Source organism: Streptomyces sp. NPDC051020, assembly GCF_040683105.1.
Lineage (GTDB): Bacteria > Actinomycetota > Actinomycetes > Streptomycetales > Streptomycetaceae > Streptomyces.
On record NZ_JBFBCG010000044.1, the window covers coordinates 48,985 to 70,428 of the forward strand.

General features: G+C 71.3%; 21 protein-coding genes and 1 pseudogene. 12 read left to right on the top strand and 10 right to left on the bottom strand.

Annotated elements, in window-relative coordinates; genetic code table 11:
* Positions 1–253 precede the first annotated feature (253 nt).
* On the bottom strand, positions 254–631 hold the full coding sequence (locus AB0N06_RS23550; RefSeq protein WP_366136653.1) for a hypothetical protein: 378 nt from the start codon (positions 629–631) through the stop codon (positions 254–256).
* A 257-nt stretch (positions 632–888) separates the two neighbouring features.
* On the opposite strand from AB0N06_RS23550, the gene AB0N06_RS23555 reads away from it, so the two are divergent.
* Complete coding sequence (locus AB0N06_RS23555; protein WP_366136654.1) at positions 889–2,490, top strand: peptide-N4-asparagine amidase; 1,602 nt, start codon at positions 889–891, stop codon at positions 2,488–2,490.
* 48 nt (positions 2,491–2,538) lie between these two features.
* Here AB0N06_RS23555 and AB0N06_RS23560 read toward each other — a convergent pair whose 3' ends face one another.
* On the bottom strand, positions 2,539–2,673 hold the full coding sequence (locus tag AB0N06_RS23560; protein WP_366136655.1) for a hypothetical protein: 135 nt from the start codon (positions 2,671–2,673) through the stop codon (positions 2,539–2,541).
* 32 nt (positions 2,674–2,705) lie between these two features.
* Between AB0N06_RS23560 and AB0N06_RS23565 the strand changes: the two are divergent.
* Positions 2,706–3,116: pseudogene (locus AB0N06_RS23565) on the top strand (transposase); the annotation flags it as partial.
* A 52-nt stretch (positions 3,117–3,168) separates the two neighbouring features.
* Here the strand turns inward: AB0N06_RS23565 and AB0N06_RS23570 are convergent.
* Both AB0N06_RS23570 and AB0N06_RS23575 read right to left on the bottom strand, forming a co-directional pair.
* Positions 3,169–4,080, bottom strand: a complete 912-nt coding sequence (locus tag AB0N06_RS23570) for a hypothetical protein (RefSeq protein WP_366136656.1) — start codon at positions 4,078–4,080, stop codon at positions 3,169–3,171.
* 10 nt (positions 4,081–4,090) lie between these two features.
* Positions 4,091–4,480 carry a hypothetical protein gene (locus AB0N06_RS23575; protein WP_366136657.1) on the bottom strand — a complete coding sequence of 130 codons (390 nt, stop codon included), beginning with the start codon at positions 4,478–4,480 and terminating at the stop codon, positions 4,091–4,093.
* An 81-nt stretch (positions 4,481–4,561) separates the two neighbouring features.
* Here AB0N06_RS23575 and AB0N06_RS23580 point away from each other — a divergent pair, with 81 nt between their 5' ends.
* From AB0N06_RS23580 to AB0N06_RS23600, 5 genes are all read left to right on the top strand, one after another.
* Positions 4,562–8,332, top strand: coding sequence for a CHAT domain-containing protein (locus tag AB0N06_RS23580; protein ID WP_366136658.1), 3,771 nt, complete (start codon positions 4,562–4,564; stop codon positions 8,330–8,332).
* Positions 8,333–8,415: 83 nt separating this feature from the next.
* Positions 8,416–8,817, top strand: coding sequence for a hypothetical protein (locus AB0N06_RS23585; protein ID WP_366136659.1), 402 nt, complete (start codon positions 8,416–8,418; stop codon positions 8,815–8,817).
* Between the two features lie 271 nt (positions 8,818–9,088).
* Positions 9,089–10,081, top strand: coding sequence for a dihydroxyacetone kinase subunit DhaK (gene dhaK, locus AB0N06_RS23590; RefSeq protein ID WP_366136660.1), 993 nt, complete (start codon positions 9,089–9,091; stop codon positions 10,079–10,081).
* A gap of 47 nt (positions 10,082–10,128) precedes the next feature.
* Positions 10,129–10,743, top strand: a complete 615-nt coding sequence (gene dhaL / locus AB0N06_RS23595; protein ID WP_366136673.1) for a dihydroxyacetone kinase subunit DhaL — start codon at positions 10,129–10,131, stop codon at positions 10,741–10,743.
* Positions 10,740–11,150: a PTS fructose transporter subunit IIA gene (locus tag AB0N06_RS23600; RefSeq protein WP_366136661.1), complete on the top strand. Its 411-nt coding sequence runs from the start codon at positions 10,740–10,742 to the stop codon at positions 11,148–11,150. Before dhaL ends, AB0N06_RS23600 begins: the two co-directional genes overlap by 4 nt.
* Before the next feature lie 75 nt (positions 11,151–11,225).
* Here the strand turns inward: AB0N06_RS23600 and AB0N06_RS23605 are convergent, their stop codons facing one another.
* On the bottom strand, positions 11,226–14,654 hold the full coding sequence (locus tag AB0N06_RS23605; protein WP_366136662.1) for a phosphodiester glycosidase family protein: 3,429 nt from the start codon (positions 14,652–14,654) through the stop codon (positions 11,226–11,228).
* A 222-nt stretch (positions 14,655–14,876) separates the two neighbouring features.
* On the opposite strand from AB0N06_RS23605, the gene AB0N06_RS23610 reads away from it, so the two are divergent.
* Entirely contained in the window at positions 14,877–15,374 is a 498-nt protein-coding gene (locus AB0N06_RS23610) for an NUDIX domain-containing protein (RefSeq protein WP_366136663.1), read from the top strand.
* Between the two features lie 4 nt (positions 15,375–15,378).
* On the opposite strand, the gene AB0N06_RS23615 is transcribed toward AB0N06_RS23610, so the two are convergent.
* From AB0N06_RS23615 to AB0N06_RS23625, 3 genes are all read right to left on the bottom strand, one after another.
* A complete protein-coding gene (locus AB0N06_RS23615; protein ID WP_366136664.1) occupies positions 15,379–15,534 on the bottom strand; it encodes a hypothetical protein in 156 nt (51 codons plus the stop codon).
* Between the two features lie 186 nt (positions 15,535–15,720).
* Complete coding sequence (locus AB0N06_RS23620; RefSeq protein ID WP_366136665.1) at positions 15,721–16,662, bottom strand: M56 family metallopeptidase; 942 nt, start codon at positions 16,660–16,662, stop codon at positions 15,721–15,723.
* Positions 16,659–17,048, bottom strand: coding sequence for a BlaI/MecI/CopY family transcriptional regulator (locus AB0N06_RS23625; protein WP_366136674.1), 390 nt, complete (start codon positions 17,046–17,048; stop codon positions 16,659–16,661). The genes AB0N06_RS23620 and AB0N06_RS23625 overlap by 4 nt, the downstream gene beginning before the upstream one ends.
* A 239-nt stretch (positions 17,049–17,287) precedes the next feature.
* Here AB0N06_RS23625 and AB0N06_RS23630 point away from each other — a divergent pair, with 239 nt between their 5' ends.
* The 4 genes from AB0N06_RS23630 to AB0N06_RS23645 are packed head-to-tail and all read left to right on the top strand — an operon-like array spanning position 17,288 to position 20,372.
* Complete coding sequence (locus AB0N06_RS23630; RefSeq protein ID WP_366136675.1) at positions 17,288–17,932, top strand: DedA family protein; 645 nt, start codon at positions 17,288–17,290, stop codon at positions 17,930–17,932.
* Positions 17,932–18,534 (top strand): phosphatase PAP2 family protein, encoded by a 603-nt coding sequence (locus AB0N06_RS23635; RefSeq protein ID WP_366136666.1) that lies wholly within the window; start codon positions 17,932–17,934, stop codon positions 18,532–18,534. Before AB0N06_RS23630 ends, AB0N06_RS23635 begins: the two co-directional genes overlap by 1 nt.
* A complete protein-coding gene (locus AB0N06_RS23640) occupies positions 18,531–19,226 on the top strand; it encodes a phosphatase PAP2 family protein (RefSeq protein WP_366136667.1) in 696 nt (231 codons plus the stop codon). The genes AB0N06_RS23635 and AB0N06_RS23640 overlap by 4 nt, the downstream gene beginning before the upstream one ends.
* Before the next feature lie 39 nt (positions 19,227–19,265).
* A complete protein-coding gene (locus AB0N06_RS23645) occupies positions 19,266–20,372 on the top strand; it encodes a bile acid:sodium symporter (protein ID WP_366136668.1) in 1,107 nt (368 codons plus the stop codon).
* Between the two features lie 11 nt (positions 20,373–20,383).
* Here the strand turns inward: AB0N06_RS23645 and AB0N06_RS23650 are convergent, their stop codons facing one another.
* Both AB0N06_RS23650 and AB0N06_RS23655 read right to left on the bottom strand, forming a co-directional pair.
* The gene (locus AB0N06_RS23650) at positions 20,384–21,028 is read right to left on the bottom strand and encodes a DUF664 domain-containing protein (RefSeq protein WP_366136669.1); all 645 of its coding nucleotides are present in this window, start codon (positions 21,026–21,028) and stop codon (positions 20,384–20,386) included.
* A complete protein-coding gene (locus AB0N06_RS23655; protein ID WP_366136676.1) occupies positions 20,922–21,428 on the bottom strand; it encodes a SpoIIE family protein phosphatase in 507 nt (168 codons plus the stop codon). The genes AB0N06_RS23650 and AB0N06_RS23655 overlap by 107 nt, the downstream gene beginning before the upstream one ends.
* Positions 21,429–21,444: the final 16 nt, after the last annotated feature.

Sequence of the window (21,444 nt, forward strand, 5' to 3'; positions counted from 1 at the left end):
ACGGGCGAGGCGCTTCCCATGGATCGGATTTCCTCCCCGCCTGAAGACGGGGATTCCCTCCGAAGAACAGGGATGGTGGGTGGTCTTCTCCGCCTCGATGAACGCGTACACCTCGCTCATCGATCGCTCTCCTTCGCGAAGAGGACCGCCGCTTTTCGCCGCACCTCGATCGTCTGCGCCTGCTCGGCGGCAAGCCTCCGCAGCCGGCGCAACTCTTCGGGAGGTGACGCTCAAGTCCCGAAGTTTACTGTCGTCACTCGATCCAACGGGCAGCGGCCTCGTAGGTAGTGGCTGGGGTGCTGTTGAACGCGATGACCGCATCGGGTGCGTGCCGCCGAACCAGGTTGATTACTTGCTCGAGGAGTTCAACTTGATCGTCTGAGTGCCGCAGGCCACCGCCGACGGTGACGCACTCCCACGGATGGGCTCGCAGTGCATTCCCGACGACCGCTGCCACGTCATCACTTCCATCGAGGCCGATTAGGCAGGTCTCGACGCCCACGCCATGTTCGGCGAACTTGGTCAGTCCCGCCTCGATCGCCTTGGCTACCGGCTCGGGATCCCACAACCCGGGCACCCGATACGGATCAAGCCCGATGACGAGGACGCGGGGTGAAGCAGTGGTGTCCATGTCTGGACGATACCGGTCGAACGCCCCGCGAATCAGGAGGTGATGCTCAAGTCGCTTGACACGCCGATCCACAGGATCGCGAATCTGCATAACGTCCCACGGATCGCTGAGGGGGTGGGGAGTGGCTCAAACCGTGCAAGGTTCGCGTTCCGCCGGCAGTCGCGCCAATTGATTTTTACGCATGAGGGGACAAAACGCGCCAAGGTCGAATTTTCGCCTCTGGTGCACTTGTTCGTCCCGCGCTTCACTCCTGACCCATGAAGAGTAAGATCACGTCCATGCTCGCCGGACTGGTGCTGGCCGCCGGTTCGGCCCTCGGCGCAAGCCCGGCGGTCGCTGCCGAACCGGTTCCCACGGAGTTCGGCACCGACTGGCACGACCCACTGACCGCGGCGCCGCCCGTCGCGAAGCCACCGACCCGCTCCTGCCAAGTCACCGTCGCCGAGGCGCAGTTCCGCGACTTCACGCCGTACAGGGGCAGTTACACCCCGCCCGAGGAGTGCGGCGACCGCTGGAGCAAGGTGGTGCTGCGCCTCGACGGAAAGGTCAAGGGGCGCCAGTTCGACCGGCTCGGCTACCTCCGCATCGGCGGCGTGGAGATGTTCCGTACGTCCACGCCCGAGCCCTCGGTCGACGGCATCAACTGGTCGGTGGAGAAGGACGTCACGCACTACGGCGACACCCTTCGCCGCGGGCAGGACGTCGACATGCTCATCGGCAACGTCGTCAATGAGACGTACACCGGCGTCATCGATGTCAAGGTCACGCTGACCTTCTACACCGCCGAGGGGCGTACGAAGCCGGCGGCGACGCCCGACAAGGTGATCCCGCTGGACGGCGCCCGGCTCACCACACCGCGCAACTCGGAGCGCATCGTCGCCGAGGTGTACGCCACCGGCTCGGGCGGCGGTTGCGAGGAGTTCTGGTACCTCACCGTGCCGGACTCCGCTCCGTACTCCTGCAAGGCGGACAACGGCCCGTACCGTGAGGTGCAGATCAAGGTCGACGGCCAACTTGCCGGAATAGCCGCGCCGTTCCCGAACGTATGGACCGGAGGATGGTCCAACCCCTTCCTCTGGTACGTCGTTCCGGCGCCGCGTGCCTTCGACGTGAAGCCGATCGAGTACGACCTGACGCCGTTCGCGGGCATCCTCAACGACGGGCGCGAGCACCGCGTCGAGGTGTCCGTCGCCGGACTGCCCGCCGGACAGAGCGGCTGGAGCACGCCCGCCAACGTGCTGGTCTGGCAGGACGAGGGCAGCGAGCACGTCACCGGGGCGCTCACGAAGCACGATCAGAGCGACCTGGCCAACTCGACGACGGTCACGCCCGGTTCGTTGAACCGTCTGGACACCAAGGGCGGCCACCGGCTGACCGTCGCCGGCTATGTCGACACCTCGCACGGGCGCGTCGAGACCACCGTCTCGCGCACCCTCGCCAACACCTCCGTCCACCGCTGGACGGAGGACGAGAACACCGACGGGCTCACGGCCCGCTGGGACGACGACGAGACGGTGACCGTCGACGGCCGGGGCCCGGCGCGCGTCGCGCACACCCACCGCGTCTACACCATGGACGGCGAGATCACGATCGGCACGGACAACCGGCTGCGCACCGTCCTCACGATCGGGGACCGCGCCGACACCTCGGTCGTCCGCGCCGGCAAGCGCATCTCCTGGTCGCGGCTCGACGACACCAACACCGGCGACGCCGCCTGGACGCTGGGTGTCCCGCGGGACCAGCGCCATGCTGTCGGCACGTCGAGCGAGCACTACCGGCTGGACGGGTCGGAAGGCTGCTACGACCGCACACTGCGGACCGAGCAGGGCACCCTGACGGAGGACCGTACGGGCTGCTGAAGTAACGCGGGGCCCTGCGCGCGCAGGGCCCCGCGCACCTCGCCGGAGCTATGTCGGCACACGGGCGTCCTGCCGCAGCACACCGCGTACGGTCAGACCGAAATGAGTGCGCAGTCGGCGCAGTTCCCACAGCGGGAGAAGCGTGACGGACAGCGGCGGCCCGACCAGGAACAGCCCGCGCACCCAAACCGGTGGAGACGATCCGCAAGACCGGCCTTCGGGCGGAGCCGGCCGTGTTCGGGCCGGTGGCCTCCGACCCGCCGGACGGTCTCCCGCCTGATCGGCCAGCTGGCCGCAGGACGGAAGCGGGTTCTGGCCGCACTGCGCACGGCCCGGGCCGAAGTACGAAACATGTCTGGAAGTTGGCCGATGATGCGGCGCCGGACGCGGACGGGCAGGTGATCGTGGACAGCAACGGGGTCCTCGTGCTGGCCCACTCCGAGAAGCAGGATGCCGCCGCGACCTGGAAGAAGGCCTTCGGTCACCATCCACTGATGGGGTTCGTCGGCCATGGCCTGGGCGGGTCCGGCGAGCCGGTCGTGGGCCTGCTGCGGCCCGGCATCGCAGGTTCCAACACCGCCGCCGACCACATCGAAGCCACCAAGCCGGCCTTGGCCCAGCTGCCGCTGGGATTCGCCTCCGCAACGGGCCGCCGGGTCCAGGGCCTGTAGGGAGCCGTCACCCGGCCTTCCTGAACAGCTCCGACATCCGGCCCCCCACCCCATGGCCCAGCACCGCCGAGTCCGCCCCGATCAGGCCGACCCTCTCGGCCAGTTCCCGGGCGTGGACGTCGACGGCGGACTCGATGAGCTCGGCGAACGCGTCCAGGGCGTCGTGAGCGCGGGAGCGGGCGACGGCCGCGCAGCAGACGGCGACCAAGGCGGCCGGCCACCACCAGCAGGCGAGCAGGGCGTAGCCCACGGCCCAGGCGGCGAGGCGGGCGGCGGCGGCGAAGGAGTCGTGGGCGGACTGGATCTGGCGTACGGCGGGTTCGGGGAGAATCAGCCACAGCCGTGGCCAGAGGGCGGCGAGGTCCACTCCATAGGTGGTGTGGACGCGCTCCGCCGTCGCCTGGACGCGGTCGCCGTACCAGGTGGGGCGGGTCGGTTTGCGCAGCGCGACGCGGTCGCGGGCCTCGGCGAGGTTCTCGATGCGCGCCTGGACGTCCGGCGGGGCCGACGGCTGGCCGTTGGGCGCAGAGATGCCGTCGTGAGCCTCCTCGTACTGCGTGTCCAGGTCCCGCCACCTGCGGGTGCGGCGCGCGGTAAGGGCACGGGACAGCGGGTCGCGGCCGAACCGGAGCCAGTACCGCTCGATCGCGCCGCCGAGGAACTGCGCGGCGAGTGAGGCCGCGGTCGCGGCGAGCAGGACGAGGACGACCAGGAGCGCGGCGGTACCGGCGCGGTCGAGGGCGGGTCGGGTCGCGAGTTCGTCCAGCGTGGTGCGCAGCCGGTCGATGTCGTGCCAGTGGCGGTGTCCCAGGGTGGTGCCGACGGCCGTGGCGGCGAGGAAGAGGGCGCCGGGAAGGACCAGCAGATTCAGCCAGCGTTCGGCGAGTTTGCCGCCCAGAGTGGCGAGGAGAGGGTTCATACCGGCGGGGTCACTGGCCGGGGCCCAGACGGCGCTTGCGCATACGGGTGCCGTTGACGGCGCAGGGCGGGGCGGGGAGTAGGTCGCGGGCCCGTTCGACCCGGGTGCACTGGGCCGGTCCGGGACATACGGCCACCTTGATGTCGTGCGAGATGCCGGGGACCCTCGCGCTCCGGGACTCGTTGACCAGGCCCCGTGCGTCTCCCGCTCGGCGCAGCGCCATGTCCAGGTCGCGGTAGCAGGTGGCGAGTTCGTCGGCGCTCGCGCCCGGCCGCAGCAAGTCCCTTGCTCGCTCGGCCAGGCCCCGGATGTCGGGGTCCTCCAGGTCATCGGGCGAGCCGAGCAGGGCGCACACCGCCGCGGCCCGATCGTCGGCGTGAGGGAAGGGGGATGCGGTCATGGTCCAAGTGTGCCTGAGATCAAGCGGAGTTGAGCATGAGTTGACATGCTGTCGGGAGCTACGGCTGGGGGGAGTGACGGCGTGAGGTACGACCGGGACTGGTTTCTTCAGGCGATTCGCGTGCGTCTCGACCGGGCCGGGACGGCGGACGGGCGTGTGGACGCGGACGTGGTGTTCGGACCCGCCGCGGATGCCGAACTGCGGGGACTGCTGCGGACCTGCGACACGAGGACCGACATGGAGGCCCGGCACGCAGCCGGCTGGCTCTGCGTCGCCCGTGCGATGGCCGACCCCGGGCACCGTGGCGCCGTACACGGGTGCATGGCAGGGACCCTGCTCTACCCGGTGTGGGTCGCCGGTCCGGCGTTGGTGCCGCCGCAGGTGGCCGCGGGCTACGCGGCCAACGATCCAGCCATCCACCCCGACCCGGCGAACGCGGACGGTCCCCACGAGTGGGCGGCCCAGGTCGCCGCGTTCGAGATCGTGGCGGAGGGGCGGCAGCACAACCCGCCGCCGGGCGCTTCCGAGTCCGTCCGCAGGCTCCACGAGATGGCCGTACTGCTGGCAGCCATGTCGCCCTCGCGCGACGCCCAGCTCGCCACCGCGATCGGGCTCGCCGGTCTCGCCGTACTCGCGACGCCGGAGTACGACCCCTGGTTCCCGGGCCGGCTCAGAGGTGCCAGCTACATCGTGACCCACGAGGGGGCGACGTGGCCGTTCGGGGACCTGCCGGACGCGGATCCGGTCCGGTTCGTCCGCGGTGCCCTCAGGCGGATCCCGGCCGCCTCCCCTGAACGGGTCCTCGTCCTCGCCGGTCTGGGCCGCCTGCTCCTGGACCGCTACCTGGAGTCGTACGACGCCGAGGACCTGCACGAGGCGGTGGGCATCGCGCGGGACGTATTGGCCCAACTGCCTCCCGGCCACCCGCATCTCCCCCACGGCTTCGGCGCCCTGGGGCAGGCGCTGGTGCTGCTGCGGCAGGTGGAGGGCGCGACGCGCGAGCAGTGCGACGAGGTGGTGGACGTGTGCCGCCGGGCCGTCGACGGCCACCTGAAGGGACCCGCGGCGGCGGGGCACGACCTGGGCATGGCGCTCGTTCTCAGGGCGCACCACACCGGCCGGGTGGCGGATCTGGACGAGGCGATCGCCGTGTTCACCGAGGCGCTGCGGGCGGCAGGAAATCCGGGAGAGACCGCCGCCCTGCGCAACGCTCTGGGCAACGCCCTGCGCGCCCGCTCAGTCGCGATCGGCTCCCAGGCCGATCTGGACGCGGCGCTCGGCTTCACCGGCCTCTCCATGGCATCCGCGGAGGCGGCGGACGACCCGCAACTGCCGCTCATCGCCCCCGCGATGGCCCTGTACAACCGCTACCTGCGCAACCCGAGGGCGAACGGGGCGGATCTGGACGAGGCGCTACGCCAACTGCGGCGCGCCGAGAAGCTCATGGCACCGGACCACCCGGACCGTCCTGCGGCGCTCGACGACCTCGGCCTGGTGCTGATCGCCTGCTTCCAACGCTCGGGAGAGCCGGAGGAGTTGAACGAGGCCGTACTGGTCCATCGGGAGTCGGTGGCCCTCACCCGGGAGGGGCACGGGTCGCTCGGGCTGCGGCTGCTCAACCTCGGTGCCGCGTTGAGTCTGCGGTACCGGCTGATCGAGGACAGCGACGACCTGCGGGAGGCCGAGGCGTGCCGGCGCCGGGCCGCCGAACTGCCCGGCATGGGCCCCGCGCACGAGGCGGCGCTGGCGAGCTCGACCGGGCTCAGTCTCATGGCGGGCTTCGAGCGTGCCCCCGACCCCGTCGCCCGGCTCGACGAGGCGGTACGGCTCCTGAGGCAGGCGCTCGCCCTCACCCCGGAGGGCGACCCGATGCTGCCCTGGCGCCGCCACAACCTCGCCGTCGCCCTGCTGCTCCGCATCGCGAAGACGATGCGGATGGACGAGGCACGCGAGGCACGGGAGCTGGCCGACTCGGTCATCGCGGCACTGCCCCCGGACTCCCCCGACCTGCCCAGTGCCCTCACGGTGGCCGCGAACGCACGACTCCTGAGCCCCCGCACCCTGCTGTCGTCGGCCGCCCAGGACGAGGTGGTCGCGCTGTACCGCCGGGCGGTCGAGGCCACCCCGTCCGGCCACCCCACACGCACCCAGCGCCTGGCGAACCTGGGCAGGGCACTGCGCGGTGTGGGGCTCCGCCGCCGTCACCGTCAGGCCGATCTGGTCGAAGCGGCCGAGCGGTTCCGGGAAGCGGCCCTGGAGCAGCAGTGCGCGCCCGCCCTGCGCCTGGACGCCGCACGGGACTGGGGTGACGTCCGGGCGGAGCTGGGTGACTGGGCCGGCGCCCTGGACGGCTATGTCGTGGCGGTCGACCTGCTGCACTCCGTCGCGCCCCGCCATCTCGTCCGTGACGACCAGGAGTTCCTGCTGAGCCGTACCGTCGGGCTGGGCGCCGCCGCCGCTGCGTGCGCGGTGCGCTGCGGCCGGCCCGGACTCGCGGTCGGCCTGCTCGAACAGGCGAGGGGCGTGATCCTCTCCCACGCCTTCGACGCCGACAGCGATCTGACGCGGCTTCGGGAGACCGACCCCGGCCTCGCCGACCGCTTCGAGGAACTCCGGGAGGTCCTCGACACGGCGACCGACAACCTGGGGCCCCTACCGCCCGGCCCCGCCGACGCCCGCGCCGATGTGCGGCAGCGGCTGGCCGCCGAGTGGCGCGACCTCACCGCCCGGATCCGCGCCGAGCATCCCGAACTAGGCCTGCTGCGGCCGGTGCGGGACTGGGACGCGGGCGAACTGCGTGCCACGGCAGCCGCGGGCCCGGTGGTCCTGGTGAACGTCTCCCCGTACGGCAGCCACGCCCTGGTCGTCACCGAGCACGCCATCGACGCCGTACCGCTCCCGGACCTCGACCCGAAAACGACGGCGACGCGCCGACGGACCTTCCAGGACGCGCTGGTGCGCATCGACGCACCGGAAACCTCGCGCAAGCAGTCCCAGCGCGCGCAGCAGGACGTACGGGAGACCCTCGCCTGGCTGTGGCGGGCGGTCACCGGCCCGGTCCTGGACCGGCTGCCCGGGGCGGCCCGTGTGTGGTGGTCGCCCGGCGGCCTCCTGGGCACGCTGCCCCTGCACGCGGCGGCCCCTGCGGACACCGACGCCGCTCCCGGCGCCCTGGACCGGGTGGTCTCCTCGTACACGCCGACCCTGCGGGCCCTGCACCACGCCCGTCGGCGGGCCGCTCGCCCGGCGGGCGGCGGAACACTCGTCGTCAGCGTCGCCGAGGCCGCCGGACAGGCCGCGCTCCCGGGCGCCCGCGATGAGGCCAACCATCTGGCCCGTCTGCTCCCCGGGGCGGAGCTGCTGGCGGACGCCGCCGCCACCCACTCCGCGGTCGTGTCGGCCCTGCACCGGCACGCCTACGCCCACTTCGCCTGCCACGCCCTGGGCGACCTGGAACGCGCCTCGGGCAGCCGGCTCGTCCTCCACGACCACACCGAACACCCTCTGACCGTCCGCGAGTTGGCCCGGCTGCGGCTGCCGTCGGTCCAGCTCGCCTACCTGTCCTCCTGTGACACCCTGCTCACCAGTCCCGAGCTCGCCGACGAGGCCGTCCACATCGTCAGCGCCTTCCAGATGGCGGGCTTCCCCCATGTCGTCGGCTCCCTGTGGCACGTCGACGACATGATCGGGAGGGAGGTGGCGCTCGGCGTGTACGACGCCCTGGACCGGGGCGACGGCACGCTCGACGTCGCCCGCACGGCCGAGGCCCTGCACGGCGCCGTACGCACCCTGCGCGACACCTATCCCCAGACGCCCAGCCTGTGGGCGTGCCAGGTACACGCGGGGCCCTAATGACCGGCCACCGGCCGCGCCGCACCCCGCGCCCATCCGAACTGCCCTCCCAAAGGCCCCTCTTGACCCTCTCACTGGAACCCGTGAGCCCGGCGCACCAGCTCTGCCTGAGCCAACTCGCCATCTGTCTGCGGCACAGCCGGCAGATCCTCGCCGCCTGGGACGCCTACTCCGACCAGCACTCCGACCCCGAGACGTTCCAGCCTTACGACGACGCGTACGGCCTGCGGCAGCAGCAACGCGACGCCGACACCCTGTCCGCGTTCGGCCGGGTGTACTACTACGCCGACGAGCTGGTGCACGTCGCCGAACAGCAGCCCGCCCAACCTGCTGGGATGGCACCACGGCCGGTCCGCGCAGCGAATGCCGCTTCGCAATCCCTCCCGCCGCAAGCAAGGGGCTGGAACGTCCCCGTACACCACGTGCTGACGAGGCCCGGTGTACGCAGAGACACCGACGTCCGGCCACAACCGAACGCATCCTGATTCGGACCGGGGCGCGCCCATGACGTTCTCGCACGTGCCCTTCGCTGCCGCAAGGCCGATACTGCCGACAGGAGCAGGTCAGCCGAGATCCGCCCGAGCATCCGGCCAACCTGACACCCCGTCACCAAAGTCGGCATTAAGTCAGCATCAGTACCGTCAGAACCCGCTCACGACCGCCACGGACAGCCGAGATCACGAACCACCCATACCTACTCTGAACAGCGAAAACGCAGGACAACAACCCACCTGCTACCCTGCCTAGGAGATACCCATGAGGATGCTGATCAACGTCCCCGAGACCGTCGTCGCGGACGCCCTGCGCGGCATCGCCGCCGCCCATCCCGACCTGACTGTCGATGTGGACAACCGTGTCGTCGTACGGCGTGACGCACCCGTCGCCGGAAAGGTGGGGCTCGTCTCCGGGGGCGGGTCCGGGCATGAGCCGTTGCATGCCGGGTTCGTGGGGCCCGGGATGCTGTCCGCCGCCTGTCCCGGGGAAGTGTTCACGTCTCCCGTTCCGGACCAGATGGTGCGCGCCGCCGCCGCCGTCGACAGTGGCGCGGGGGTGCTGTTCGTCGTCAAGAACTACACCGGTGATGTGCTGAACTTCGACATGGCCGCCGAGCTCGCCGAGGACGAGGGCGTGCAGATCGCGAAGGTGCTCGTCAACGACGACGTGGCCGTGACGGACAGTCTGTTCACGGCGGGGCGGCGGGGCACGGGGGCTACACTGTTCGTCGAGAAGATCGCCGGGGCGGCGGCCGAGGAGGGTGCGCCGCTGGAGCGGGTGGAGGCCATCGGCCGGCAGGTGAACGAGGCGTCGCGGAGTTTCGGGGTGGCGCTGAGCTCCGTCACCACCCCGGCCAAGGGCTCCCCCACGTTCGATCTACCGCCCGGCGAGCTCGAACTGGGCATCGGCATCCACGGCGAGCCGGGGCGGGAGCGGCGCCCGATGATGACGTCGGGGGAGATCGCGGACTTCGCAGTGGACGCGATTCTGGAGGATCTGCGGCCGAACAATCCGGTGCTCCTGCTGGTCAACGGGATGGGGGCGACGCCGCTGCTGGAGCTGTACGGGTTCAATGCCGAGGTGCAGCGGGTGCTGTCCGAGCGGCATGTCGTCGTGGCTCGTACGCTCGTGGGGAACTATGTGACCTCGCTCGACATGGCGGGCTGCTCGGTGACGCTCTGCCAGGTGGACGAGGAGCTGCTGCGGCTCTGGGACGCGCCGGTCGAGACGCCCGCGCTCCGCTGGGGCCGTTGAGGAGCGGCCGTACGCCCATGACGTTGTTCCAGGGACAAGGAGACCATGTGCTCGACGCCGACTTCTTCCGCCGGTGGATGGCCACAGCCGCGGCCGCTGTGGACCGTGAGGCGGACCGCCTCACGGAACTCGACTCGGCGATCGGGGACGCCGATCACGGCAGCAATATGCAGCGCGGATTCGCCGCGGTGACCGCGGCACTGGAGAAGGAGGACCCGCAGACGCCTGGGGCCGTACTGACGCTCGCGGGGCGGCAGTTGATCTCGACGGTCGGCGGGGCGTCGGGGCCGTTGTACGGGACACTCCTGCGGCGTACGGGAAAGGCGCTGGGCTATGGGCCCACCGTGACGGATCAACAGCTGGCCGAGGCGTTCGCCGAGGGCGTCGCCGCCGTGGGGCAGCTGGGCGGTGCGCAGGCCGGGGACAAGACGATGCTCGACGCGCTGCTGCCGGGCGTGGAAGCGCTCGGTACGTCGTACGCCGCTGCCCGGGACGCGGCCAATGCGGGTGCGACCGCGACCGTGCCGATGCAGGCGCGCAAGGGCCGGGCCAGCTATCTGGGTGAGCGCAGCATCGGGCATCAGGATCCGGGTGCGACGTCGTCCGCGCTGCTGATCGCCACGCTGGCGGAGTCGTACGAGCGCGGTGGAGGCGGCTCGTGAGCGGGGAGAAGCAGGTAGGAATCGTGCTGGTGTCGCACAGCGGGCCGGTGGCCGAGGCGGTGGCCGAGCTGGCCAAGGGGCTGGCAGCCGGTGGTGCGACAGCGCCCGTGGCCGCCGCCGGCGGTACGCCGTCGGGTGCGCTCGGAACGAGTGCGGAGCTCATCGCCGAGGCGGCTCGGAAGGTCGACGGCGGCGTGGGCATCGCGGTGCTGGCCGACCTGGGCAGTGCGGTGCTCACGGTCAAAGCGATGCTGGCCGCGGGAGACGAACTGCCGGACGGGGCACGGCTGGTGGACGCGCCGTTCGTGGAGGGCGCGGTCGCCGCACTTGTCACGGCGTCGGCGGGCGGTGATCTTGCCGCGGTAGAGGCCGCGGCGACGGAGGCGTACGGCTACCGCAAGGTATGAGGGACCAGAAGTACAGGGTCCCGCACCCGGTTCGTGGAACCGGGTGCGGGACCGCCGTGTGGTGCGCGTGTTCCGTCAGGCTGCCGAGGCGGTGCCCGCCGCGGCGATCCGGATCCGGGTCGGCTGCGTCGCGCCGTTGACCGTCACCGCGAGCGTGACCGTGCCGGGCCGAAGCGCCGTGAGGGTGCCGGTGAACGGGTCGAAGACCGCTGTGTGCCGGTACCGGGCACCGTCCCGGTCGCCGATATGGACGTTCGGTGAGCCGGTCCAGTCGGCAGCCAGCGGGAACGCGACCGGGACGCTGCGGGCGCCCTGGGTGACGGTCGCCGTGATCTTCGCAGTATGCCCCGCGCCGAGCACGGACGGGGCGTCCAGTGTCAGCGTGTCGACATGCGCCCGGGTCTGCACCGAGACCCAGTCGGGCGCGCCCTTCCACGGCTTTTCCCGCGCGGCAGCCTGTTCGCCGGGCGAGACGTGGTCCGCGCCGACGAGGGACCAGCCGGTGAAGCCTCCCTCGTCCGCCGGTCCGGCCGGTGCCTTCCCGGAGTTGCCGTTGATCAGATACGGCACGCCGTCGACGTGCGAGGCGTGGAAGACCCCGACATGACTGCCGATGAATGCGGCGCCCTTGCCCGTCGTACGGCGGAAGTCGGCGAGCCACTGTTCGACCAGGGCCGCCTCCTTCCGGTCCCCGAGCTGGCTGCCCTTCTGAACGGTCGGGTCGCGCGGCGGAACGTGCTCGATCATCATCACCGAGTCGACGTCAGGGTCCTTCGCCGCCGCGTCGAGCTGGGCGCGCACCTCCTGGATCTGGGCGAACCCTCCGCCGCGCAGGGTGAGGCTGGACGTGTCGAGCGTGATGATCCGGGTGCCCTTGTGGTCGAACGTCCGCTGGGCGGGCCCGAATTGGGTGACGAAATGGTCGATCTTGCCGCCCATCACTTCGTGGTTGCCGGGCACGTAGTACCAGGGCAGGGAGTCGCCGAGTTCCTCGGTCAGGATCTGGCGCGCGAAGGCAAGGTCCGCGGGTGATCCCTCGTCAACGAGGTCGCCGTTGACGACCAGGAAGTCGGGCCGTGCCGCTTTGATCTCGCGCAGGGTGCGCCGCGCCTGGGTGACGATGGCGCTGTCGGGGTCGCCGGCGACGAACTGGGCGTCCGACATCACCGCCAACTGCCAGTCCCGGGCTTCGGTGACCGCGGCCGGATCGATCAACGGGTCAGTGGTCACGGCCTGTTCGGGCAGGTCGACGGTGGGCGGCACCTGGGCGCTGAGGTCGTCGATGACGATCCCACCGGTGTACTGCTGGGCGGCCGCCGTCTCGGCGAGGTAGAAGCGGTACACGCTGAGCGGCATGGCCGCGCCCGCCGGCACGGCGAAGGTGACCTGACGCCAGCCGGTCCAGGTGACGTACGGTCCGCGGAGCAACTGGTCGGAGCCCGCAGCGTCCTTGAGGTGCAGCGTCGGCCAGGCGCCCTTGCCGTCGCCCTTGATCCAGAGCTTGAACGACTGGGGCTGTCCGGGCACGGTGACCGGCTGGGGCGGGGCGGCGTACGCGGCGCGTGTCGCGGTCGACTGGGTGAAGTCGTACGTGAGTCCGAGGCCGGTGCCGGTGTGGCCGTCGGGGGTGGCGGAGAGGGATCCGCTCGCCCGCGCCTGGCTGAACTTCCAGGTCCCGGCGTCGTCGAAGTCGGAGACGGCCTGTTCGGCGAGGCCGACGCTGACGGCGAGGACGGTGGTGGCGCCCGCGACGGTCGCCCTGATCTGTCCGGCGCCGCCGCCGGTGCGTGAGGTGACGGTGAAGTTGCCCTTGCCGTCATCGCGGATGCTGAAGAGCGCGTGGTCGTAGTCGAGGGTGACGTCGCGCGGTTCGACGGGGGCACTGGTGCCGTGCGCGTCGAGTCCGACAATGCCGAAGGTACCGGTGGCTTCGGCGTTCGCGAGACCCACCCGCTGTGTGGTCGGCTCGATCCGGGCCAGCCTGTCGAGGACGGTCAGCGCGGTGCTGCCGCGGGCGGATCCCAGTTCGGCGCACGCCTCCGTGGTGCCGCTGTGGCGTGCGGTGAAGAGCCCGTTGCCGTCGACCGTACCGACGTTGTTGCGGGCGGTGTGCCAGTGCGGGATGCCGGTGGCCGGGCCGTACGTCTCGTCGTATCCGGTTGCGGTGAGGCTGCGGGTGAGTCCGGGGAAGACCCGCTCGGGGTGGCCGCCCTTGACGGGGTCGACGCCCGGTGCGGTACCGGCCGGGGTGCGGGTCTCGACCCAGAAGCCCCTGAGGCGGCCGCTGCCGTCGGGGGCGGTGAGGGCGAGGCCGTTGGGGACGGTGCGCTCGGTGCCGTCGGACGGGCTGTTCTCCACCTGCAGCGCGTCGCTGCCAGGCACACGCGCGACGAGGGTCGAGGAGCCGCCGCCGTCCAGGTTGAGTGCGCTGTACGAGCCGGCTCGCCGCATCATCTGGCCGAGTTCGGTGAGTGTGACGCCGCCGCTGTCGGCCTGCCGGCCGTCGATGGTGAGGATCTGCATGGTGCTGCCGTCCTGGGAGAAGCCGACGGCGGTGCGCGGTGCGGCGGTGTTGTTGCCCTCTCCGTCGTGGTTCTGCGCGACGCCGTCGACGACGAGGAGTTCCCGGCCGCCGACGGCGGTGCGGGGTACGTCGCCGCCGTCGGTGCGTGCCCGGTAGGTCAGCGACACGGGGTCGCCCGGCCGGAGCGACGTGAGTGCGGCGGCTCCGGCCTCACGTCCGACGAGGACCGTGGTGCCGTCGGGGACGGCGCCGGAGCCGGGGGTGTCCGACACGGAGACGACCTTGCCGTCGCGTACGACCGCTTCGGCGACGGGAGTCGCCTTGTCAACAGTGAGTGCACGGTCTGCGGTTCCCCAGGCCGGGGTGTAGGCGCCCACTCCCCCGCTCGGCACATTGGCGGCGTTGTAGGCGGTGAGCGGCCGCTCTCCGGAGGGCAGGGTGACTGTGCCCTCGAAGTAGAGGTTCAGGATGCGGCCCGCGCCGCCGGGGCCGATGCCGACCGCCCGGTTGACCCCGGGGGCGGGTGACTGGACGGGCACGCCGTCCTTGATTCCGATGCCTTCGGGCGCACCCGTCTGGTTGATGTCGAAGAAGTCGGCGTTGATCGCGGCGACGGTCCGGCGGCCGCGGCCCGCGTCGTGCCCGGCGGCGAGTTGCGAGACCGTGCGCCGGTCGGAGACCTTGCCGGTGGAGAGGTAGTCGGCCTGCACGCCACTGCCGTCGAGGTCGACGGAGAGCGAGTCGACGCGCAGCCACTTGTCGGATTCGAGCCGGTCGTACGAGCTGAGGCGGACTCCGGGGGCGATCGGGCGCGAGGTGCGGGCGGTCTCGATGCCGTCGCCGTCCAGGACGGACCGGGAGTCGCCTGCCGCTTGGCTTGCCGCCGGCGGGGCGACGGGTCTGAGGACTTCGGCGGAGTTGCGGGGACGGGGGTCGGGGGTCGAATCGGCGACGGCAGGGGCGATGGCTGCCACCGTCATCGCGGACACCGTTGCGAGGAGCGCGAGCGGACGCGTTGCTTTGCCGACTATGCCAGGGCCCACAAATCCTCCTGGAATGGCGATGGTTGCGCGGGTAGTAAGCGCTGTCGGCGGACAGCATGGCCGCGCGTATCGCCACGCACCAGGGGGCCTCGGGAACCTCAGGGGAAACAGGGTGCGGCGAGTCGATGACACCCGTGATCAATGGGAAGACTTGACGGCATGTCATCTCCGAAGCGCAGTGCGGGTCTTCTCCTGTTCCGGTCGGCGGGCGGGGGCGCCGGGTTCGAGGTGTTCCTCGGGCACATGGGCGGCCCCTTCTGGGCGGGCCGCGAGGCTGCCTCGTGGTCCGTCCCCAAGGGTGAGTACGGGCCCGGAGAGGAACCCGAGGCCGCTGCCCGCCGTGAGTTCGAGGAGGAGTTCGGCCATCCGGCGCCGGACGGAGAGTGGGTGCCGCTCGGTGAGTCCCGCCAGGCCGGAGGCAAGACGGTAGTGGTGTGGGCTCTGGAGGGTGATGCCGATCCGGACCGGGCCGAGCCGGGGACGTTCACCATGGAGTGGCCCCGGGGGTCGGGCGTGCAGCGGGAGTTCCCGGAGATCGACCGGTTCGCCTGGTGCACACCGGAGGAGGCGGCGGAGCGTCTCGTCGCGGGCCAACGGGTCTTCGTCGACCGGCTGCGGGACCATCTGCGGGGCGGGCAGGCGCCGGACGGCCCCTGAACCGCTACGCGCGGGCCGCCCGGTTGATCTCCGGGCTGTACAGGATGTGTTCGCCGGAGTCCTGCCGCCCGACGACGGCGATCATGGCACGCCCCAGCGCGTCCGTGGTCGTCACATGGTTCGGCGTGACCCGGCGCAGCACGGGATGGAGCCAGGACACGGCTCCAGGGATCTGAGGACAGTTGCCGTCGTACGCATGGATCAGCCCTCTGTCTCGGCGGAGGTACGGTAACGCGCCCACGCGAGGGTCACCGAGGGGTTCCGGAGTGTCAAGGCTGTTGTGATGGTCAATTCCTGAGGCGGATGGGAAACCATGCGCCACGCACGCCGCAGGCGCCTCACACAGTCAGCGCTGCGGGACCTCGCCCTGTGCGACCTCGATGCTGCTGTGCAGATCGTTCGTCGCTTCGAGTGCGGCGGACCCGGACAGGATGAGGCAGGCCAGCAGCGCGGCCGCCGCGGCGCGGCCGACGCCCGGCCGGTGGGTGACCCGGCCGAGCAGCGCCGCGACCCGGCGCGGAACCGGGCCCCCCGCCGCCGCGAGCGCCACACGGGGACGCGCCCGCATCCCTTCCGCCGCCCGCGCGGCGAGCGCCGCGCGGCCGATCGCGCGCGCGGCGACCCGCCGGTCGCCGACAGCGACGGCTGCCGCCTCGTCGGCGCAGCGCTCCAGGGCGTAGCCCATGGGCGCGCGCAGCGAGCGCAGAGCGGGATGGCAGAGGGCGGCGAGCTCGGTAGCAGCGAGGTAGAGGTGGTGGCGGCCCGCGAGATGGGCACGCTCGTGCGCGAGCAAAGCGTCCCGTTCGGCGGGGTTCAGGGCGCGCAGCATGCCGGTGGTGACGACGATCCGGCCGGGGCTGCCCGGGAGTGCAGGCAGCGCATAGGCGTCGGGGCGGCTGTCGCGCAGGACGGCCAGTTCACCGCTGGAGCATTCGGCCGACCGCCTGGCGCGCTGCAGCTCCACCCAGTGGCGGCGGGCGGTACGCACCACCGCCGCGGTGCAGCCGGACAGCAGGGCCAGGGCGGCGAGGGCGAGCGGAACGGCCACGGCTGCGGGCGCGGCGGCGAGCGGCTTGACGAGTTCACCGACCGCGGCGACCGCGGACAGCTGGGTCGCGCCGGGCACCACCAGCAGCACCAGAGCGAGCGTGCTGCACAGGGCGAGACCCACGGCTGTCGAGGCGAGCAGCCGAACGGCACGCAGGGGCGCCAGGGCGTCCGCCAGACGGCGCGCGGCGGGAACCGCGACGAACGGCATGAGCAGGGGAACCCATACGGCGTAAATCATCGGGCGTCTCCGTCGAGCAGTTCGCGGAGCAGTTGCTCGTCCTCGTCGGTGAGCTGCGAGACGAATCGGGCCAGCACGGTGCTGCGGTCCTCTTCCTTCTGCAGCTCGCTGTGCATCCGGCGAGCGGTGAGGCCGGGCGCATCCTCGGTGGGGGTGTAGGCGAAGCCGCGCCCGGCGCGGGTGCGGGTGACCGTGCCCTTCTCGTACAGCCGGGTCAGGATCGTGGTGACGGTGGTGCGGGCGAGGGGCGCGCCGAGGGCGCCCTGCACCTGACCAGGAGTGAGCGGGGTGTCAGCCGTCCACAGAGCAGCAAGAACGGTGGATTCCAGCTCGCCGGCCGGTCGCCGTTCCGGCGCCGAGGAGGGCTCCGGTGCCTGCCCGGGCAGCGAAGCGGAAGCCTGGGCCGACTCGCTGCCCGGCCCAGAGGTCGGCGTGCCGCCCACGCGAGGGTTCGGATCCTCGCTCGATATCCCCTGCACCTGGGACATGGGAACCCTCCTCCTGCTCCGAGCGTCTACAGTGACGTAGACCGTCTACAGCACTGTAGTCAGTCGGGCGTCCCGTCGGTGCGCCCAGTCACCATTATGGGAGGCCTTACGCCGTGTCCGTATCCTCACTGGCAGCCATGCCGCAGGCGGTGAACCTGTTGGACGCAGGGTCGCTGCTCGCGACGTTCGGCGCGCTCGGCATCGCGGCCGTGCTGTTCGCGGAGACGGGGCTGCTCGTCGGATTCTTCCTCCCCGGCGACTCCCTGCTCTTCACGGCGGGGCTGCTGAGCGTGCCCGGCAACCACGGCGCGGTTCACCTCTCCTTGTCACAGGTGCTCATCGCTTCCGTGGTCGGCGCACTCCTCGGCGCCCAGGCCGGGTACTGGATCGGGCGCCGCGGCGGCCGCGCCCTGCTGGCCCGGAGCCGGGCCAAGCAACTGCATGCGGGAGCCGCCCGCGCCGAGGAACTTCTCGAAAAGTACGGACACGCACGCGCGATCGTGCTGGCGCGCTTCGTCCCTGTGGTGCGCACGGTACTCAACCCGCTGGCCGGGGCGCTCAACGTACCGGCCCGGCTGTTCACGATCTGGCAGGTCGTCGGCGGACTGGTGTGGACCGTCGCACTGGTGCTCGCCGGCTACGCGCTGGGGTCGTCCGTACCCAATGTCGACCGCTACCTGCTGCCGATCGTCGCCGTCGTGGTCATTGTCTCCCTGATCCCGCTCGCCACCGAGCTGATGCGCTCGCGCGGCCGCCGTACCGCTGAAGGAGACCACAGCTGATGCTGCTCGCCTCTGCCGCCACCTCCCTCGACGGTGGCCTCTACACCTGGATCACCGAGCTCGCCCAGCGCTCCCCCGCCGCTCTGGACTCCACGATCCGGCTCTGGTCCGACTTCGGTCTCGCGCTCTTTGCCCTGCTGATGCTCGCGGCCTGGTGGCGGGCCCGCTCCGACGACCCCGCCCGCCTGGCGATGGCACTCTGTGCGCCCCTGGTCGTGGTGGCCGCCTATGTGGCAAACGACCTGCTGAAGATGGCCGTCCATGAACAGCGGCCCTGCCAGACCCTGCATGCGGTCACGGTGGAAGCGTGCCCTCCGCTCGGCGACTGGTCCTTCCCCAGCAATCACGCCGCCATTGCCGCAGCCGCGGCGGTCGCGATCCTGCTGACCGACCGCCGGCTCGGCGCCATCGCCGTCCCTGCGGCGCTGCTGATGGCCGCGTCCCGGGTCTGGATCGGTGTGCACTATCCGCACGACGTGCTCATCGGGCTGGTCACCGGCGCGCTCGTGGCCTGGCCGCTGACCGTCGCCGCCCGGCGCTGCGCCCCGATCGTGGTGCGGCTGCGCGAGACCAGGCTGCGCCCACTGGTGGCGGCGCGGTGACCAAGGACGCGGAGGCCGGGCGCCGGTCCGTCGCGGGCCCGATCGACCCCTGTATCCGTACGGCGCTCGGGGCCGTACTGATCGGGTTCGTCGGTCTCCTCGGCCTGACGGTGGTGGTCCTCACCTCCCGGCACGGGGCCGTGCTGCCCGTCGATCGGGGTGTGCACGCATGGTCCCTGCACCATCGGCCCTCCGCCTTGGTCACGGCGGCCAGGGCGGTCACGGCGACGGGTACGGGCGTGTTCCCGTACGCCGCCGCGGTGGCCGCCGGGCTGATCGCGGGCCGGAACTTTCGGCACCGTCTGGGGTACGCGACGGGCGCCCTCGCCTTCCTGCTGCTGGGGCAGGCACTGCGCTACGGGCTGATGGAAGCGATCAGCCGGCCCCGCCCCCCGGTGGGTGACTGGGCGACGCACGCATCCGGTTTCGCCTTCCCGTCCGGGCACGCAACGACGTCCGCGCTCATGGCAGGACTCCTGGTGGCGGCGATCGGCCACCGGGCGTACGGGAGCAGGGCCGGCCGCGTCGCCGCCGTCCTGATCGGCTGCTGGGCCGCGGCCGTCGGGCTGAGCCGGGTTCTGCTCGGGGTGCACTGGGTGACTGATGTGGTGGCCGGCTGGCTGTTCGCCGCCCTCTGGCTGGGGCTCGGGGCCGCGCTGATACGGACGGCACTGCCCGCACACCGCAGGTGACCTGCCGGTCCCGGTCCCCCTCTGCAGAGGTCCAGTGCGATGCCCCGTCCGCCGGTCGTGCCCCTCGTCCGAACCAACCACGTCACGCGTCCGTCCGCCGTCACACGTGCACTCGCGCTCCTTCAGCACCGGCTGACCTGGGCGACAGTGGCCGCCTACGCCGCCGCAGCCCTGTTACCGCAGGCCGGTCTCGCCATGCGGCAACTGGATCTCGGCACGGTGTCCGCACCCGGCGGGGCCCGTACACCGCTCACGCTGCCGTCGCTCCTCCTCGCCTGGCTGCTCTTCACCGCGGCATTACGGGTGCCCGCCCGGGACCTGCCGCGACTCCTGCGCAGACCGCTGCCGCTGCTCGTCGGAACCTTGGCCAATACGCTGATCCCGCTCGCACTGCTGCCGTGCATGGCGGTGGCGCTCGGTCAACTCCCCGACACGGACGGCTGCAGCGGGCTCCTCACGGGACTGGCCCTGGTGGGCGCCATGCCGGTCGCGGGCGGCGCCACGGTCTGGGGAAGCCGGGCGGGCGGCAACCACTCGCTGGTCGTCGGCATCGTCCTGACCTCCACGCTCCTGAGCCCGTTCACCATCCCGACGACGCTTTCGGCCGCCTCGATGGTGACGGTCGGCCACTACGCACAGGACCTGTCGAGGCTGGCCGCGGTGAACGGCGGGGCGTTCGCGGTAATCAGCGTGATCGTGCCGTGTGTCGCCGGGCTCCTCGTCCAACGGGTGCTGCCCGCCGGGGCGCTCGCCCGGCATCTGCCGTGGATCGGGCTGCTCGGGCTGGTCGACGCGCTGCTGCTCACCTACAGCAATGCGTCGGGCGCACTGGGCGGGTTCCTGCTGAACCCACGGCCCGCGCTGCTGGTGACGTCGGTGGTCGTGGCCGCTGTGCTGTGTGCGGCGTCGTTCGCGATCGGCTGGTGCCTTGCCCGTACGGTACGGGCCGACCCGGCCGACACCGTGGCGATCACACTCACCTGCGGGATGAACAACAGCAGCGCCGGTGCGGTGCTGGCGGCGACGAATCTGTCCGGCAGCCCCCACGTGCTGCTGCCGGTCCTCGCGTACAGCCTGCTCCAGAAATGCGGTGCCGGTCTGGCCGACTCGATGCTGCGCCGCAGGGCCGCCGCGTCCGAAGCGTAAGAGCTGTCCCGTCATCCCGTGCGCCCGTCAGGATTACGGGACAACCCTTTTCCCGCAGGTCTCCCTGCGCCTCTCGGGTCTCGCGAGGTCCCGAGTGGTGAGGGGGTGGCCGACTTTTGTGTCAGGCCCTCCACCAATGTCAGGACCAGCCAACGTCGTCCGTCGATGAGCTCTCGTGCCGCGTCGAGGTGGCCGGCATGGCAGGCAGTCTCGGTGATGACATGGAGCAGGACATCTCGAAGAGTGTGCAGGTGCGGTTCGCCGAAGAGGTGGTGGGGCCACCAGGCCAACGGGGCGTCCGCCGTCGCGGCTGTGACGACGGCGTCTGCGAGTTCTGTCTCCGTGCGGTACTGATGAAGGATGTCGGCGGCCGGAGTGTCGGACGCCACCTCCCAGGCGTCCTCCGTGTCGTCCAGAGTGTCGATGACGTTCTCGTCGCCGACGAAGACGGCTCGGAACCAGAACCGCTCAACATCGAGTGCCAGGTGCTGAACAAGTCCCAGGCAGCTCCACCCGGACGGCAGCACGGGCTTGTTCAGCGCATCGGCGTCAAGCCCGTCGAGGATCCCCAGCACATGGCGGCGCTGTCCGTTCAGGACGGCCAGGAGCGTCCGGATCTCCGTATCCGGCACCGCGGTCACTGGGCGATCTCCCACATGTGACCGCCGGCGTCACGAAAGCTCTCAGTGCGTATTCCCCACGATCGGTCCATCGGACCGTCGCTTGCCGCGCGGCGTCCGCTTGGCGGCCTTCTCCGCGGCTGGCCTCTTCGCCTTGGTTTTCCGGGCCGGGGTCTTCTTCGCAACCCTCTCCGGCTTCGCGTGGACAATCTCTCCCCCGGCGCTGGCTGGGGTGTCCGGTGGGCGCCCGGCGGATGGCGATGAGGGCGACGTCATCGCCGAGGTCTCCGCCGGTGTGGGCGACCAGGTCGCGCTCGATGTGGTGCAACAGGACCTCGGGAGGGCTGTCGGTCCACTGGGCGGCGCGTACCACGAACGGGTAGAAGGTGCCGTCGTGATCACGGGCCTCGATGACACCGTCGGTGTAGAGGAGCAGGGTGTGCCCGGAACCG

What these genes read in the sequence shown, in the direction of transcription:
- AB0N06_RS23550 (WP_366136653.1), bottom strand. Translation starts at nt 631, where the DNA reads ATGGACACCACTGCTTCACCCCGCGTCCTCGTCATCGGGCTTGATCCG.
- AB0N06_RS23555 (WP_366136654.1), top strand. Translation starts at nt 889, where the DNA reads ATGAAGAGTAAGATCACGTCCATGCTCGCCGGACTGGTGCTGGCCGCC.
- AB0N06_RS23570 (WP_366136656.1), bottom strand. Translation starts at nt 4,080, where the DNA reads ATGAACCCTCTCCTCGCCACTCTGGGCGGCAAACTCGCCGAACGCTGG.
- AB0N06_RS23575 (WP_366136657.1), bottom strand. Translation starts at nt 4,480, where the DNA reads ATGACCGCATCCCCCTTCCCTCACGCCGACGATCGGGCCGCGGCGGTG.
- dhaK (WP_366136660.1), top strand. Translation starts at nt 9,089, where the DNA reads ATGAGGATGCTGATCAACGTCCCCGAGACCGTCGTCGCGGACGCCCTG.
- AB0N06_RS23605 (WP_366136662.1), bottom strand. Translation starts at nt 14,654, where the DNA reads ATGACGGTGGCAGCCATCGCCCCTGCCGTCGCCGATTCGACCCCCGAC.
- AB0N06_RS23610 (WP_366136663.1), top strand. Translation starts at nt 14,877, where the DNA reads ATGTCATCTCCGAAGCGCAGTGCGGGTCTTCTCCTGTTCCGGTCGGCG.
- AB0N06_RS23620 (WP_366136665.1), bottom strand. Translation starts at nt 16,662, where the DNA reads ATGATTTACGCCGTATGGGTTCCCCTGCTCATGCCGTTCGTCGCGGTT.
- AB0N06_RS23630 (WP_366136675.1), top strand. Translation starts at nt 17,288, where the DNA reads ATGCCGCAGGCGGTGAACCTGTTGGACGCAGGGTCGCTGCTCGCGACG.
- AB0N06_RS23635 (WP_366136666.1), top strand. Translation starts at nt 17,932, where the DNA reads ATGCTGCTCGCCTCTGCCGCCACCTCCCTCGACGGTGGCCTCTACACC.
- AB0N06_RS23645 (WP_366136668.1), top strand. Translation starts at nt 19,266, where the DNA reads ATGCCCCGTCCGCCGGTCGTGCCCCTCGTCCGAACCAACCACGTCACG.